General features: G+C 58.3%; 13 protein-coding genes and 1 pseudogene. 3 read left to right on the top strand and 11 right to left on the bottom strand.

Going from position 1 to position 14,191, the window contains the following annotated elements:
• Positions 1–67: 67 nt before the first annotated feature.
• From ACR0C3_RS04510 to ACR0C3_RS04520, 3 genes are all read right to left on the bottom strand, one after another.
• Positions 68–1,063 (bottom strand): ABC transporter substrate-binding protein, encoded by a 996-nt coding sequence (locus ACR0C3_RS04510; protein WP_170376958.1) that lies wholly within the window; start codon positions 1,061–1,063, stop codon positions 68–70.
• Between the two features lie 331 nt (positions 1,064–1,394).
• Positions 1,395–1,775 carry a carboxymuconolactone decarboxylase family protein gene (locus tag ACR0C3_RS04515; RefSeq protein ID WP_480757364.1) on the bottom strand — a complete coding sequence of 127 codons (381 nt, stop codon included), beginning with the start codon at positions 1,773–1,775 and terminating at the stop codon, positions 1,395–1,397.
• A 168-nt stretch (positions 1,776–1,943) separates the two neighbouring features.
• Complete coding sequence (locus tag ACR0C3_RS04520; protein WP_480757366.1) at positions 1,944–3,041, bottom strand: aromatic ring-hydroxylating oxygenase subunit alpha; 1,098 nt, start codon at positions 3,039–3,041, stop codon at positions 1,944–1,946.
• 134 nt (positions 3,042–3,175) lie between these two features.
• On the opposite strand from ACR0C3_RS04520, the gene ACR0C3_RS04525 reads away from it, so the two are divergent.
• Positions 3,176–5,653: an FAD-dependent oxidoreductase gene (locus ACR0C3_RS04525; RefSeq protein WP_480757367.1), complete on the top strand. Its 2,478-nt coding sequence runs from the start codon at positions 3,176–3,178 to the stop codon at positions 5,651–5,653.
• A gap of 65 nt (positions 5,654–5,718) precedes the next feature.
• Complete coding sequence (locus ACR0C3_RS04530) at positions 5,719–6,822, top strand: mandelate racemase/muconate lactonizing enzyme family protein (RefSeq protein ID WP_480757369.1); 1,104 nt, start codon at positions 5,719–5,721, stop codon at positions 6,820–6,822.
• A gap of 5 nt (positions 6,823–6,827) precedes the next feature.
• On the opposite strand, the gene ACR0C3_RS04535 is transcribed toward ACR0C3_RS04530, so the two are convergent.
• From ACR0C3_RS04535 to ACR0C3_RS04560, 6 genes and pseudogenes are all read right to left on the bottom strand, one after another.
• Positions 6,828–7,787 (bottom strand): ornithine cyclodeaminase family protein, encoded by a 960-nt coding sequence (locus tag ACR0C3_RS04535; protein ID WP_480757371.1) that lies wholly within the window; start codon positions 7,785–7,787, stop codon positions 6,828–6,830.
• A gap of 11 nt (positions 7,788–7,798) precedes the next feature.
• Entirely contained in the window at positions 7,799–8,926 is a 1,128-nt protein-coding gene (locus tag ACR0C3_RS04540; protein ID WP_480757372.1) for an aminotransferase, read from the bottom strand.
• 22 nt (positions 8,927–8,948) lie between these two features.
• Positions 8,949–9,902, bottom strand: coding sequence for an ornithine cyclodeaminase family protein (locus ACR0C3_RS04545; RefSeq protein WP_480757373.1), 954 nt, complete (start codon positions 9,900–9,902; stop codon positions 8,949–8,951).
• 93 nt (positions 9,903–9,995) lie between these two features.
• Positions 9,996–10,985 carry a pyridoxal-phosphate dependent enzyme gene (locus ACR0C3_RS04550; protein WP_480565507.1) on the bottom strand — a complete coding sequence of 330 codons (990 nt, stop codon included), beginning with the start codon at positions 10,983–10,985 and terminating at the stop codon, positions 9,996–9,998.
• A 114-nt stretch (positions 10,986–11,099) separates the two neighbouring features.
• Positions 11,100–12,050: a LysR family transcriptional regulator gene (locus tag ACR0C3_RS04555; protein WP_480757374.1), complete on the bottom strand. Its 951-nt coding sequence runs from the start codon at positions 12,048–12,050 to the stop codon at positions 11,100–11,102.
• A 371-nt stretch (positions 12,051–12,421) separates the two neighbouring features.
• Positions 12,422–12,657 (bottom strand): annotated as a pseudogene (locus ACR0C3_RS04560) (transposase); the annotation flags it as partial.
• Here ACR0C3_RS04560 and ACR0C3_RS04565 point away from each other — a divergent pair.
• Entirely contained in the window at positions 12,556–13,014 is a 459-nt protein-coding gene (locus ACR0C3_RS04565) for a hypothetical protein (protein ID WP_480757672.1), read from the top strand. The pseudogene ACR0C3_RS04560 and the gene ACR0C3_RS04565 overlap by 102 nt on opposite strands.
• A 16-nt stretch (positions 13,015–13,030) precedes the next feature.
• On the opposite strand, the gene ACR0C3_RS04570 is transcribed toward ACR0C3_RS04565, so the two are convergent.
• Together ACR0C3_RS04570 and ACR0C3_RS04575 are read right to left on the bottom strand one after the other, a co-directional pair.
• On the bottom strand, positions 13,031–13,723 hold the full coding sequence (locus tag ACR0C3_RS04570; RefSeq protein ID WP_170376985.1) for a NapC/NirT family cytochrome c: 693 nt from the start codon (positions 13,721–13,723) through the stop codon (positions 13,031–13,033).
• A gap of 29 nt (positions 13,724–13,752) precedes the next feature.
• Positions 13,753–14,190 (bottom strand): nitrate reductase cytochrome c-type subunit, encoded by a 438-nt coding sequence (locus tag ACR0C3_RS04575; RefSeq protein ID WP_170376987.1) that lies wholly within the window; start codon positions 14,188–14,190, stop codon positions 13,753–13,755.
• Between the last annotated feature and the right edge of the window lies 1 nt (position 14,191).

Genomic DNA, 14,191 nt, shown 5'->3' on the forward strand with positions numbered 1-14,191 from the left:
CGTTTCCTTCCTGCTGTTGTTTCCGAAGGCCAGCCGGATGACCGGCCCCCGGAATATGTATGTTGTATTAGTTGGACGCGGCCGCCAGCGGCGCGCTGTTTACAGCGCCCTCATAGGAGTCCAGCGCCGAGTCGATGCTGCCCGCATCCACAAAGACGTTGGCAACGCCGCCCATGAACTCATGCGCGCCACCACCCAGCCATTTGTCAGACAGCTGCTCTTCGGCAGACGGGAAGGTGAAGGTCGCGATGGTCGCCTCGGCATCGGCCAGGTCCATACCTGCATCCTTTGCGATCACGGCCAGCATCTCGTCCTTGGACTCACCTGCGTTCCACTGCGCGTTTGCGTCAGCAGTCACTTTGAGGAACTTGGACAGCAGTTCCGGCTCTTCTTCAATGAACGCAGTCGGTGCGCTTGTGACGTCGAACACCAGAATGCCAAGCTCTTCCTTCTCAGCTCCGGTCAGCAATACGTTGCCATGTTCAGTCATACGACGTAGCGCGCCGCCCCAGCCGCAGACCATGTCCAGGTTGCCCTGAGCAAAGGCTGCCGCGCCATCGGCGGGTGCCATGTCGACGATCTCGAGCGAGCTGGTATCCACACCGAAATGAGCCATCTGGGACAGGAATCCGTAGTGCGCGGCTGTGCCAATCGGAACACCGACTTTCTTGCCGTTCAACTCGCCGGCGTTGGTCTTGTCGATTTCCAGCGCTTCGGCCACGACGCAGTTGTCGTTGTCCGAATAGCTAACCGCAACATCGACGGCCTGCAGGTCCTGACCAGCTGAAGTGGCCACAACGAACGGCGGAACGCCTTGGCTTACAGCGATCTGAACGTCGCCGGATGCCATAGCAGCCGACATCGCAGTCCCGGTGTCGAAGGACACCCAGTTGATCTTGACGCCCATCTCTTCTTCATAGGTGCCATTGGCCTTGGCGTATTGGAACGGCATCGGCCATTCGAGGAAATAGGCGACGGTGATTTCATCCGCAGCCGCTGCTTGTGATGCCGAAAACGCGGCAAGACCTGCGCAGGCCGTTGAGAGCAGATACTTTTTGATCATTGGTTTATGTTCTCCCTGTTGTGATGATCATTTTTTTATATGGCCCGACTTTTTGTCGGACCGATACCTGAGACAATAGACCCAAGATGGTGAAACAGCGAAACAAATTGTGCTGCAGCGCTGTAAATACCGGGGGCAGAGCTGCGAAATTGGGCGCGAAGGCGCGCAAAATCCATTTGGCGGCTCTGCCGGGAATTGCTGTTTGTTTTCAACGTTGTCTCATGTTGAACCGTCCCCGTACGCGGTTGTGCCAAAGACGTCTGGTCGAGCGGGATTGCTCTGGTGCCTGTTGCGGGAATCGACACCTCTGATCGCTGTTTCAAAGCGGGCTTCATAGTAGATCCCGTTCCTCCAGCACCTTGCGCGCCACGCGGAAACACTCCAGCGATTGAGGAACACCGCAATAGATTCCGACCACGTGAATGATCGACTGAATTTCCTCTTTGGTGACGCCATTGTTCAGGGCGCCGTTGCAGTGGATTTCCCATTCGTGCATTTTGCCCAACGCACCCAGCATGGCGAGGTTCATCATCGAGCGCGTTTTGGCGTCAATTATGTCGTCGCCCCAGCCAAAGCCCCAGCACCAGGCAGTCATGGCCTCCTGAAACGGGCGAGTAAAGTCATCGGCCGCCGCAAGGTTCTTTTCCACATATTCTGCGCCCAGGGTCGATTTGCGTTGCTTTAGCCCGATTTCGAACAGGGTGTCATCCATAGGTCTTCCTCGTGATTATGCGACCCGTTGACTATTGGTCAGCCAATCCGGCAGACGGGTCTCCTGCCAGATGGGACTTGCCTTTATATCCAAATCCAAAAACAATGAGTCGCAGGTCAACCCGCGCAGTGGCAGGTTCTACCGTACGGAATCCAAAAGCGTTTCAGGTCAGTCGGGTGTGTCTACGCCGTCCCGCATCCATTGTTGCAGCCGGGCGATGGAATGTTCGCTCATCACGCCGCATTTGGGATCCAGAACCAGTGGGCCGGGCACATAGCCCTTGGACTTGAGGCCGCGGTACACGGATTCGACCAGGCGAATATCCTCGGCCACTGTGGTCTCGCGATCCTGTACAGCCAGCCCCCGGATCACATCGCTTTCATGGCCGCCTTCCGTATACCAGCCCCGCCAGACGGTACATGTGTCCACGGTTTCGGCGCGCCAGTGATAGGTATTTAGCACATTCCCCGGATAGCACTGGAATGAGAACATGGGCCACAGGAACCACGACTGATAGTCGCCGGCATGGGGCACCGACAGGTCGATCGGATAGGTCATTTTGTCTAGCGCTTGACACTCGGTCGTATGGCGCAGCACGTAGCCCCCTTGTTCGTCAGGCCGGATGTCATAGGTTTCCGGCTTCACCACGCCCTCCGCAAAGGTGGGGTGGTTCGATGGGCAGTGGTAGCACTCCGAGTAATTCTCGACGGAGACCTTCCAGTTGCAATCCTCCGGAATCTCGACCCATTCCAGCGGCGCGAGGTCATCTATATGGGGTACGAATTCGGCGATCTCTTCGCGCACGCCGGGATACCAGTCGTCCATCGGGGCGGCATCTTTGTCGAGATTGACGAAGATGAAGCCCAGAAAAATCTCGGTACGAACCTCGGTCAGGCAGATTTTTTCCCGTTCAAAGCCGGGGACCGATTTGATGTTAGGCCCTGCGCGCAGCCCGCCAGTCAGTTCATACGTCCATTGGTGATAGGGGCAGACCACAACCCGAGTATTGCCGGTTCCGGTCACCATCTCATGCGCGCGGTGTTGGCACACATTGTAGAAGGTGCGGACCACCTCATCCCTGCCGCGAATGGCAAACAGGTTCTGCCCGGCAATCTGAAAGGCGAAGTAGTCGCCCACATTTGGGATATCGGCCGCGTGTCCTGCGAATTGCCATGTCCGCGCCAGCAGCCCGTTCATCTCATCTTCGAAGACAGCGGGATCGGTGTAGTAGCGGGCCTCGAGCGAGTGGGTGAGCGGCTTGGTCATGATGGATCCTCAACTTGGAAACCGAGGGGCTTGCCTTTGGTAGCGTTCATTTGTGTCGTTATGTGTTGACCGTGGTACATTTGTTTGATTATCAAATCCACAGAAATCTGCGACTCTGGAACAGGAATCCTGCGATGTCCAAGAAAGAACTGCCCGAACGCGCAAAGGTCGTCATTGTTGGCGGCGGGGTCATGGGCTGTGGCCTGGCCTACCACCTTGGCCACGAAGGATGGGGAGAGGAGACCATCCTACTGGAAAAGGCCGAGCTGACCAGCGGCTCGACTTGGCACGCGGCGGGTCAGATCACTCATTCCACAAGCTCTTATGGGCTGGGCAAGATGGTCGACTACAATATCGGCCTCTATTCGAAAACGCTGGAAGAAGAGACCGGTCAGGCCGTCACGTGGCATGGTTGCGGCTCGTTCCGGCTGGCCTATACCGAGGATGAGATGGACTGGCTGCGCCACACGCTGTCCGTCGGTCGCGCCCTCGGCTTCAATATTGAGCTGGTGGGGCCCGAGTTTATTGCCGAAAAGCACCCGTTCTACAATCTCGATGGAGTCCTAGGCGCGCTGTATACGCCCGATGATGGCCATGTTGACCCTTCGAACGTGACCATGGCCATGGCGGCGGGTGCTCGGCAGAAAGGCGTGAAGATCTTCCGACATTGCCGCGCGACCAACATCACGCAGACTGATGCAGGCGAATGGGTGGTCGAGACCGAACAGGGTACGATCACCTGCGAACATGTGGTCAACGCAGGCGGCACCTATGCGCGGCAGATGGGCGAATGGTCCGATCTGCAGCTGCCCATGACCTCGATGACACACCACTATTTTGTCACCGAGAACGTGCCTGAATTTCAGGATCTGGACACGGAACTGCCGGTGATCCGCGATGACAAGATGGTGTCGGGCTATATCCGGATGGAGCAGAAGAAGGGCCTGATCGGGATTTATGAGAAAGAAAACTCGAATTCTGTCTGGCATGATGAATGTCCTTGGGAGTACGAGAACTGGCTGTTTGAGGCCGACTATGACCGCGTGATGCCGTGGCTGGAAAACTCGCTGGAGCGGATGCCTATCTTTGCCGAACTGGGTATTACCCGCGAGGTGCATGGCGCGATCAGCCATCCGCCCGATGGCAACCCTATGGTTGGCCCTGCACCGGGCGTTAAGAATTACTGGTGCTGCTGCGGCACGCAGATCGGCATTGGCTGGGGTCCGGGTTTGACCCGCGAACTGGCGAAATGGATGGTTCACGGGGCCGCCGATATCAACATGCGCGACTATGACCCGCGCCGCTTTGGCAGCTACGCCAAGAAAGACTGGCAAGTCGTCAAGGCGCATGAAGACTATAAGCTGCGCCACGAGATCCCCTTTCCGCATTTCAACCGTCTTGAGGGACGTCCGATCAAGCCGTCTCCGCTATATGAGATCCTCAAGGAAAAAGGCGCGGTTTATGAGGAGGTCTTCGGCCACGAACGCCCCCGTTGGTTCGCCAGAAATGGCGTGGAACAGCGCGACCACTACTCGTTCCGCCGTAACGAGGTCTTCGACATGGTTGCACTGGAATGTCAGGCCGTGCGTGAGCGCGTGGGGATCATGGACGTGACCGCCTTCACCAAGGTTGAGGCCTCGGGGCCGGACGCCTATGCGCTGCTGGACCGCCTGACCGCGAACAAGATGCCGCAAAAAGATGGCTCGATCACGCTCACGCACTTTTTGAACCGAAGGGGACGGATCGAGCTTGAGACCACGATCGTGCGCATGGCCGAAGATCGCTACTATCTGGTCTGCGCCGCGTTCTTTGAGCAACGCCTTGTGGATCACCTGAACCAGAACCTCGCGGGAGAGACCGTCTCCGTCAAAACGCTCTCCGAAGATTGGTCGGCTTTGTCCCTGAACGGGCCAAAATCCCGCGAGGTGCTGGCCAAATGCACCGATGCCGACCTGTCCAATGCCGGTTTCCGGTGGCTGTCGGCGCAGGAAATCACCATCGCCGGGCACAAGGTCTGGGCCTTCCGCATGTCCTATGCGGGTGAATTGGGCTGGGAATTCCACATGCCGGATGAAGCTTGCGTTGACGTCTACAACGCGCTTTGGGCCGCGGGTGAGGCATTTGGGATCGAGAACTACGGCTCGTTCGCGATGAACAGCTTGCGGATGGAGAAAGCCTTCCCTGGCGCTGGTGAGCTGACCAATGAGGTCACTTTGCCCGAGGCGAATGTGGGCCGATTCTTCAAGCTGGACAAAGAGTATCTGGGGGTTGAGGCCACGCGGGCCAGCGCCGCACAGGCCCAAGCCGGTCAAATGCCTTGGGTCTGCGCTTATCTGGAAATCGAGCCGGACGGCATCGAAGATGGTCATGGGGGTGAGGCAATCCGCATCGACGGCGAGGTCGTAGGCGCGACGGCTTCGGTTGCCTATGGTCATAGCGTCGGCAAGATCCTCGCCTTTGCTTTCGTCAAGCCACATGTGAATGTCCCCGGCACTGAGGTCGAGGTCGTGATCGCCGGCAGCCCACGCAAGGGGCGCATCCTTGGCGAAGCGGCCTATGATCCGAAGTCCGAGCGTCCCAGAACAGACGCTCCAGCCGCAGTTCCGGCATAAATGCGAAGGGGGCAGGGCGCGCGCACCTGCCCTTCAACAAGCTCTGGGCCAAAAGGAAGTCTAAGTTGAAGATCACTCGCATTGCCGTTTGGGAAGTCCCGCTGACCAGCCATGAAACCTACTACATGGCGGATGGGAAAACCTGCGACACCACGACGTCCGTTGTTCTGCGGCTCGATACGGATACAGGTTTGCAGGGCTGGGGGGAGGTCTGCCCGATCCCTCATTATCTGCCGGCTTATGCCAAAGGTGTCGTTCCAGCTGTGACCGAGTTGGTGCCGGTATTGATCGGGGCCGATCCCGTTGGGCCCGAGGCTTTGATGGAGAAACTGAACGCATACCTTCCGGGCCACGGATATGCGAAATCGGCCATTGATACGGCGCTTTGGGATCTGACGGCGCAGGCTGCCGGTCTGCCTTTGTACAAACTGTTGGGCGGGCGTCAGGTCAAGGACATACCGCTCTATCACTCGATCACGTGTGTCGCCCCGGATGAGATGGCCCGGATGGCGCGCGATGCTTTTGACAAAGGTATGCGCCAGTTTCAGGTAAAGCTGGGTGCCGATGCAGACTGGCAAACGGATGTCGAGCGATTGGCCAAAGTGCGTGAGGCCGTTGGCCTCGGCCCGCTGGTCTATGGCGATTGGAACTGCGGCAGCGATGCTTTGACAGCGATCCGCGTGGGGCGTGCGGCGTCCCATCTGGATGTGATGCTGGAACAACCCTGCGCGACGCTGGAAGAATGCGCCAATGTTCAGCGCTCAACCGGTCTGCCCATGAAGATCGACGAGAACGCGTTAGATATTGCCTCGGTCATTCAGGCGCATCAGTTGGGCTGTATGCAGGCCGTTGCGTTGAAACTGTCCAAGATGAGCGGCCTGTCCGCGATGCGTCAGATCCGCGACCTGTGTCTGACCCTGGGCACGCAGATGTGTATCGAGGATACGTGGGGCAGCGACATCACCACGGCTGCGCTGTTGCATCTGGCTGCCTCGACCCCTGCGCGCGGGATCATGAACACCTGTGACCTCAGCCACTATGTCGGCCCCCGCCTTGCGCCGGATGGGCCCGTGCGCGAAAACGGCCGTATTGCTCCGCCCGAAGGGGTTGGGCTTGGGGTGACCCCCGATACCGAAGTCTTGGGTCAGCCCGTTGCGATCCTTGACTAAGCTGTCTACGCCAGTTGTCCGGTTTCTATCTGCAACGCGCTTGAGATCGCAATATCCTGAGCCGCCAACCCGGTCAGATCTGCGATGGTGATCTGATCGGTCGATTGCCGACCGGGATGCGCGCCCGACAGGATATTCCCGAGTGTGGTGACATCGGCCTCGGTCAGGCGGCCGGTCTTGGCAAGGGTCTGGAACTCACCATGATCCAGACATTGATCCAGTGAATCGCAGACCAGCAGATCGGCACGGGCGATCAGATCGGTCTCAAGCTCCTGTTTGCCCGGGCAGTCGGCTCCGATGGCTGAGATATGTGTGCCCGGTTGCACCCAGTCGTTTGCGATCAGAAAGCTCTGCGCAGGTGTTGTCGTGATGATGGCTTGCGCCGTTTTGCAGGCCGAGGGCAGGTCATCGGCGCGTTCAGCCTTTAGCCCCATTGAGATCAGGTCTTCGGCTGTCGCCTTGGCCTGATCCGGGGACCGCCCCCAGATTTGGAAAGACAGACGGCGATCCGGGATCAACTGTTGCAGACACTTTGCCTGATGGCGGGCCTGCAAGCCGGTGCCGACGATCAGCACATGCTCAAACCCCTCAACCGCAAGCGCCTGCGTTGCCAAAGCCCCGCCAATGCCAGTGCGGATATCGGTCAGCCAGCCCTCGTCCTGCAAAAAGGCCACCGGCGCACCGGTTTTGGCCGAAAAGACAAGGTTCATGCCGTTCGAGCTGGGCAAGCCTTTGGAGGGATTGTCGTAAAACCCGGTCGCGATCTTGATGACAAAGATATCGTCATCTTCGATATGGCCGGATTTGACGTGACAATCCCCTGCGGCCTCGGGGAAGCCCAGATAGGTGACGGGCGGGGTCTGAACCCGTCCCTGCGCCACGGCGGTATAGGCCGCGCGGATCGCATCGACGGCCTTGGGGAAGTCGAAACGATCCTGAATCTGCGCCTTGTCCAGCTGGATCATCCATGTCCCTCTCAGGTGGCGCTGTGACGGACCAGAAAGCCCGAGAATTTCTCAAGACCCGCTACCAGATCCGCCGTGGGATTGGTGTAACCCAGACGCAGCCAGCCCTCCATGTCCATGGCGCTGCCGGGGGTCAGCATCACGCCGTCCTCTTTCAGCAAGGTCACGCACAGTTCACGAGAGGACATGGGCAGATCGTATTTAAGCAGCGCGGTGGTGCCTGATTTCGGCTTGACCCATGAGATCAGAGGCTCCTGCGCGATCCAGTCTTCGACGATCTGCAGGTTCTCACGGGTGATTCGCTGGGCGCGATCCAGAATTTTGTCGCGATTTTCCAGCGCCATGGCGGCCAGCAGCTCATCGACCTGACCGACCGAGATGGTGTTGTAATCACGGTGGATCATCACGTCATGCAGCATATCCTTGGGCCCCGCGATCCAGCCAACGCGCAGTCCGGCCAGAGAATAGGCTTTGGACATCCCCGCTGTGCTGATCCCCTTTTCGTAGAGATCAGCGACCGCCGCCGTGAAGCCATCCTCTGTCTGATCGGTACCGCGATAGACCTCATCACACAGCAGCCACGCACCGACGCTGCGCGCGATCTCGACGATTTGTTCCAGCATCTCGCGATCCATCAGCGCGCCCGTTGGATTGTTGGGGTTGTTGATCGCGATCAGGCGCGTGTCGGGGCGGACCATGGCGCGCAATTCATCCAGATCGGGCAGGAACGCGTTTTCGGGCTTCAGGTGCAGTAACTCGATCTCGGCCCCAATGCTTTCGGGGATCGAGTAGTGCTGCTGATAGGTCGGGATCACCGAAATCACGTGATCCCCGCGCGCCACGAGGGTCTGATGCACCAGCGAGTTCGCCCCGATAGTGCCATGCGTGGTCAGGATGTTTTCGCGTGTCTGGTTTTCGTATAGGCTGCAAATCGCGTCGCGCAACCGGTCCGAGCCTTCGATCGCGCCATAGGTCATCTTCATCGCTGACAGGTCGTTCAGGATGCTGTTGTGCTGCCCGGCCATCTCGAACAGTTCACCCAGAGTGATGGATTCCACGCAGGTTTCCGCGAGGTTGAGGTCGCATTTCGTCTCGAACTCATTCATCCACATTTCGACGCCGAAAGGTTTGATGTCCATGGGTCTTTCCTCCTGCTTTCAGTTACGCCGAAGCCGCGTCATAGACGGCGCGGGCCATGAAGATGTCCTCTAGCCCCAACCCGATTGAGCGGAAGAAGACCGGTGTGTCGCCCGACGGCGTCTCGCAGGCCTCAACCTGCAATTCGGCCAGATCACCACGAATGTTGTCGGGTTGCCAACCGACCTCGGCCGCCAGTTTCATTTCTCCGGCCGAACCGGGCGTGGTGGCGCGATAGTCGCAATAGACCTCGGCCGTGTTCAGGAACGCCGGGTCGACCTCATGCGCGTTGGCGACATTGGTGCTGATTGAGGTGACCAATGTTCCAGCGGCGACTGACGCGGTGTCGAACACGGGCGTACCGGACGAGGTGCAGAGCATGACGACATCCGCGCCCTGACCGGCGGCTTCCGCGCTGTCAGCCAGTTGGACGCGGCTGTCTGTCGCCTGCCACTGCGCTGCAAGCTCGGCGTTTTGCGCAAGGTTGGGGGAATAGACGCGAATGACGCCCCAGTCACGCAGGGCCAGAACATGCTTCAGATGTGCTTGCGCCACCTTGCCGGAGCCGATGATCGACAGAACCTTGGCCTCGGGGCGGGCGAGGTGGTCGACGGCCAAAGCGGTCGTGGCCGCGGTGCGTTCGGTCGTCAGCTCACCGGAATCGCACAGCATAAGGGGCTGGCCGGTTTCCATCGACATCAGAACTGTCCACGCAGTAATCACGGGTTTGCCAGGGCGCACCAAATAGGGCGAGAGTTTGGCGCCAAACAGATCGGCCCCGGTGCTTGCCCCCAGATAGGTGATGAAATCGCCCTTGTCTTCGGGGAACAGCGTCAGGGTTTGGGACGGTTGCACGGCTTGCCCGCGCCCAAGCTCGGTAAACAGCGCGCGCATCGCGGCCAGCGCGTCAACTGAGGGCAAAAGCGCGGCAACGTCTGAGGCGTTCAGCACGATTGCGGATTTGGAGGTGTCGGTCATGACGGAGTCCTTGGTCCTTCGGTGCGGGGCAATCCCCGGTGCTTTTTAACGGGAGGGATGCGGGCAGGAAATGCCCGATCATCCCGGCGGGGGTCAGATCCCGGTGTCATTGAGCACCGACAGAAACGTCGGCAGGCCAATATTGCGGCCACTCATGACCACGATTGCCCGTTTGGGGGCCATTTCGCGGACCTCAGGGCTAAGCGCTGCGATCACAGAGGTGATCGAGCCGCCCTCGACAATCATACCTTCGCTATCGGCAAACCGGGCTATTTCAGGCACCAGCGCGTCCTCGGGGATCAGAACGGCGCGATCCATGAAATCGCGAATGATCGGAAAGGTATAGCGATTACGCAGGCCGATTGCCCCGGTGATGCTGCTGGCGAGGCTTGGGAATTCCTCGACATGAACCGGTTTGCCCGCCTCAAGACTGCGCACCATGCCCGGTTCGACCTCCATCGACGACCCGACAACGGAGATCTTGGGTGAGATCGACTTGGTGGCCAGCGCAATGCCGGACAAAAGACCGCCCCCGGACAAAGGCGCGATGATCATGTCCGCATCAGGCAAGTCGGTCAGCGCTTCTAGCGCGATCGTGCCTTGCCCCGCGATGACGTTCAGATCGTCAAACGGATCGGCCCAGGTATAGCCGTGCTGCTCCATCAGCCGATCCGCGTGATCCTGCGCCTCGTCCTGGGTGTCGCCATGCACGATCACCTCAGCCCCAAGGTCGCGCATTGCCTGACGTTTGTTTTTCGGACAGAGCGAGCAGACGACCACACGCGCCGTGATCCCCAGACGTTTGGACAGATAGGCGACGGCCCTGCCGTGATTGCCGCTGGAGACGGCAATGATCCCGCGCGCGCGTTCCTCGGCGGTCAGTTGCAGAATACGGTTTGAGGCCCCCCTCAGTTTGAAGCTGCCCGTGGTTTGCAGGTTCTCCAGCTTCAACCAGACTTCAAAACCCGCGCGCTCCGACAGGGCCTCAGAAAACACCAGTGGTGTCTTGCGCACGATGGGCGCGATCCGCTGCGCGGTGCGCATGATCTCTTGCAGCGAGACATAGCTGTCGGGGGTCGTCATGTCAGGGGTCCTGCCGTTGCGTTCGATGCCTTTGGGACACCATGTCAGAAACCGGGCGCGAGAAAATCCATTTTTTTGTGAAGTGAACTTATGGCGGTGCAAAAGTGACGGCGTTCAGGTTTGAGTTTCCGCCAGCGCGGCCAGAAACAGATCGACGCGTTTGTCCCCGTGGCCCTTGCGGGAGACCAGCTGAATATCTGTGTCATAGGCAAAGACCTGCGGTAGAATTGATTTCAGCTCACCTCGCTCGATCCATGGCTCGCAGGCGTGGCGGGGCAGGTAGCCGAGGTAAAGGCCGCTAAGGACCATCGCTAGCATCGCCTCCATTGTGGCCGCAGTTGCCGTGCTGGTGAAAGGCCCGGGTGCCTGATGCCGGTCGCGATCATCAAAGCTGCGTTTGGAAAATCGCGCTTTGGTCACTGCCTCTTCGATTTCGTCGGGATCCTGGAGATCATAGATCGGATTCAACCACCCGCAGCACAACAGCTGCTGTTCGACATAGACTGTTTCGCCGCGAAGCGAGGGGGACAATTCCTGAAACGGCCCGACGGCGATGTTGAGTTCATTGTTCAGCAAGGCGCGCTCCATTTGAGGGGCGCTCATTATGGTGATGTTCAGCGAAATCTCCGGCGCTTGCGCGGCAAACCTCTGGATCACCTTGTAGATCGGACACGAGAGATTGGTCAGAATCGCATCGTCCATCGCGATGTTGAATTGACCCTGCATGTCGCTCGTATAGGCCTGAACCGACCTGTTGAAGGACCCGATCGCAACGCTGAGCGAGCGGAGTTCCTGATACACAAGAAGCCCCCCTTCGGTCAGCTGAAACCCACCGCGTCCGCGGTCACACAGGCGAAAGCCCAGCCGCGTTTCCAGGTTCGAGATTGCGGCGCTGACGGCAGACAAGCTCATGTTCAGCCCATATTGTGCGGGGGATAGCCCTCCGGCCTCGACGACATGGGCAAACACCTGCAAAAGCTTCATGTCCGCATCTTGCAAACGCAGTTGAACAGCGGACGTTCCGCCCTGATCAGCCGTGCGCAAGTCTTGGGTCTTGTCGTTCAATTGATCCGCTCGTCACTGATCCGGTTGCAACACTATCTTTAATTTAGGACGAACAAGAGGTGCAACTCTCAGAGCGTGTGGAACCCGGAATAGCTGAAACGCCAAAACCCCAAGAGCCGCAAAGGGGCCTTCCACTTTAAGTACAGGGCGCAGGGTCCAGCATCACAACCTGTGACCCAACACCTAGGGTCAGGATGCGAGTCCTAAAAATGACTGTCGCTACGAGGGCAGTTGTGGAAAGGAAGACTTTGGCGACGATCATAGCGTGTCGCCACGCGCATCCAATCCCTGAACCTACCAAACATGATCTTACAACACTGCTTGGCAGTGCATCGCGCAGTGATGTCCCGAAAGGGGATCACCATGGTTTATTCCTTGCCATGTTCGACAGCTGGGTCGACCATCATTTGGGAAAAGTGCTTTCCTCGCTCCTACGTTTCCATCGACTGTAGAGCGTCTTGTGCCGCCCGTAGACCTCGAGCGCGTCTCGCCATCGTGTCCCACTATGATTGATGAAGAAAATCTCGCTCAGCACTTGTCCATCATCTCCATCATCGATCCGTGGCCTGCCGTGCGGCTTCGGGAAGAAAGGGGAAAGCTCGGCCATCTACTCGTGGCTCAGCCAGAACAGATCGTTCGTGCCATCGCTCCATTTTCCAAGACGTGCAAGATGCAACGTGTCGAAAACCAATGCATCCTGACTCTATGGCCTGACTTGTGTTCCTTTAATTCGGATAAGGCTCCCAAGACCGCCCGCACACACGCCAACCAGTATTGCAATCACGAGCTCAAGAGCTTCGATTTGAGCAAATTTAAAGCCGGCAAAGACCAGTGTTTCGAACACGCCGACAAGCCCGCCCAGCGCCGCGCCCAACCAAATTTGTCTGGTCATCATTCCCAGCGCAAGCCCAAGAATGCCGGGCAGGCTGAGGATGTTTCCACCGATTGTTCCAAGTATATCTAACATCTCTGCCCCCTTCTCAATCGGCGCTGGTGTTGAGGAAGGACTGGATGTCATTGCCAGACACCGCCGCTTGTTTGTGCAGCGGTTTGCCGTCAACCGCTTCGGCTATGTCCTGGTAGGTCTCAAGATATCCCGGCGGCAGGCTGTGAGCGATGCCCTGGTGGCAGTCGATACAGGTCATCCCTGTGTCAATCGCACGCTGGTGCTCGCTAGCGGCGCGTGTCTCCTGCAAGGTAAAGTCCATATAGTCGAAGTTGTGACAGTTCCGGCATTCGCGGCTGTCGGACTCTTTCATCTTCTTCCAAACGGCCGAGGCCATTGCCAGACGGTGATCCTCGTATTTCTCGGGGGTGCTGATTGTGCCTGCGAGTTCGTGATAGACATCTTTCACGGCCATGATCTTGGCTTTGATCTTGTGGTTCCACTCATCCGGCACGTGACAATCCGAACAGATCGCGCGCACGCCCGAGTGGTTGTTGTAGTGGATCGTCTCGCGGTATTCACCCAGGTTGGTTTCCATCGTATGGCAGGAAACGCAGAACTCTTCGGTATTGGTCAGTTCAAGCGTCCAGTGAAAGCCACCCCAGAACAGGATACCCCCAAGAAAACCGGCCAAGATCAAAAACCCCGAACTGAACAAAACAGCCGGTGTCCAGAACGCGTTCCACAAGCGACCGATCCAGCCGCGTTTTTCAGGAGAGTCTGCCATCTTGGTGCTCCTTTCAGTCATACGTTGGATTAGTTGCTGTGGGATGGTTCAAACAGGTTATCGACCAAGGTAGGCGCATTTACCTGCGGCACGTGGCATTGGTTGCAGAAATACCGGGTCCCTGCGATGTGATCCAACTCATTGCCGTCGCGATCGAGATAGTGGGTCATCGACAAGGTGGGCGCGTTGCGTTCGCCCGCAACGGTCCAGTCATGGCAGGAAAGGCACTGGTTGGTTCGCGTGTCGATCTGGTATTGTTCGATCGAGTGTGGGATCAGCGGCGGCTGTTGCCGGTAGTTCCGCACAATACGTCCTTCCATCGTTTTGTGGACTTGATCTAGCGGGACCGTTTCATCCACTTCGCCGCCTCGCAGGGTCTCAACCTGGGCGGATTGCGCAAGGGCGAACCCGCTGAGGAGTACGACTGGGATCAGGGCGGCGACGCCTGTCAGGATTGGCTTGTTCATC

The organism is Ruegeria sp. CK3 (assembly GCF_056536565.1).

What these genes read in the sequence shown, in the direction of transcription:
- ACR0C3_RS04570 (WP_170376985.1), bottom strand. Translation starts at nt 13,723, where the DNA reads ATGGCAGACTCTCCTGAAAAACGCGGCTGGATCGGTCGCTTGTGGAAC.
- ACR0C3_RS04515 (WP_480757364.1), bottom strand. Translation starts at nt 1,775, where the DNA reads ATGGATGACACCCTGTTCGAAATCGGGCTAAAGCAACGCAAATCGACC.
- ACR0C3_RS04510 (WP_170376958.1), bottom strand. Translation starts at nt 1,063, where the DNA reads ATGATCAAAAAGTATCTGCTCTCAACGGCCTGCGCAGGTCTTGCCGCG.
- ACR0C3_RS04540 (WP_480757372.1), bottom strand. Translation starts at nt 8,926, where the DNA reads ATGGACATCAAACCTTTCGGCGTCGAAATGTGGATGAATGAGTTCGAG.
- ACR0C3_RS04545 (WP_480757373.1), bottom strand. Translation starts at nt 9,902, where the DNA reads ATGACCGACACCTCCAAATCCGCAATCGTGCTGAACGCCTCAGACGTT.
- ACR0C3_RS04550 (WP_480565507.1), bottom strand. Translation starts at nt 10,985, where the DNA reads ATGACGACCCCCGACAGCTATGTCTCGCTGCAAGAGATCATGCGCACC.
- ACR0C3_RS04565 (WP_480757672.1), top strand. Translation starts at nt 12,556, where the DNA reads ATGATTGATGAAGAAAATCTCGCTCAGCACTTGTCCATCATCTCCATC.
- ACR0C3_RS04575 (WP_170376987.1), bottom strand. Translation starts at nt 14,190, where the DNA reads ATGAACAAGCCAATCCTGACAGGCGTCGCCGCCCTGATCCCAGTCGTA.
- ACR0C3_RS04520 (WP_480757366.1), bottom strand. Translation starts at nt 3,041, where the DNA reads ATGACCAAGCCGCTCACCCACTCGCTCGAGGCCCGCTACTACACCGAT.
- ACR0C3_RS04525 (WP_480757367.1), top strand. Translation starts at nt 3,176, where the DNA reads ATGTCCAAGAAAGAACTGCCCGAACGCGCAAAGGTCGTCATTGTTGGC.
- ACR0C3_RS04535 (WP_480757371.1), bottom strand. Translation starts at nt 7,787, where the DNA reads ATGATCCAGCTGGACAAGGCGCAGATTCAGGATCGTTTCGACTTCCCC.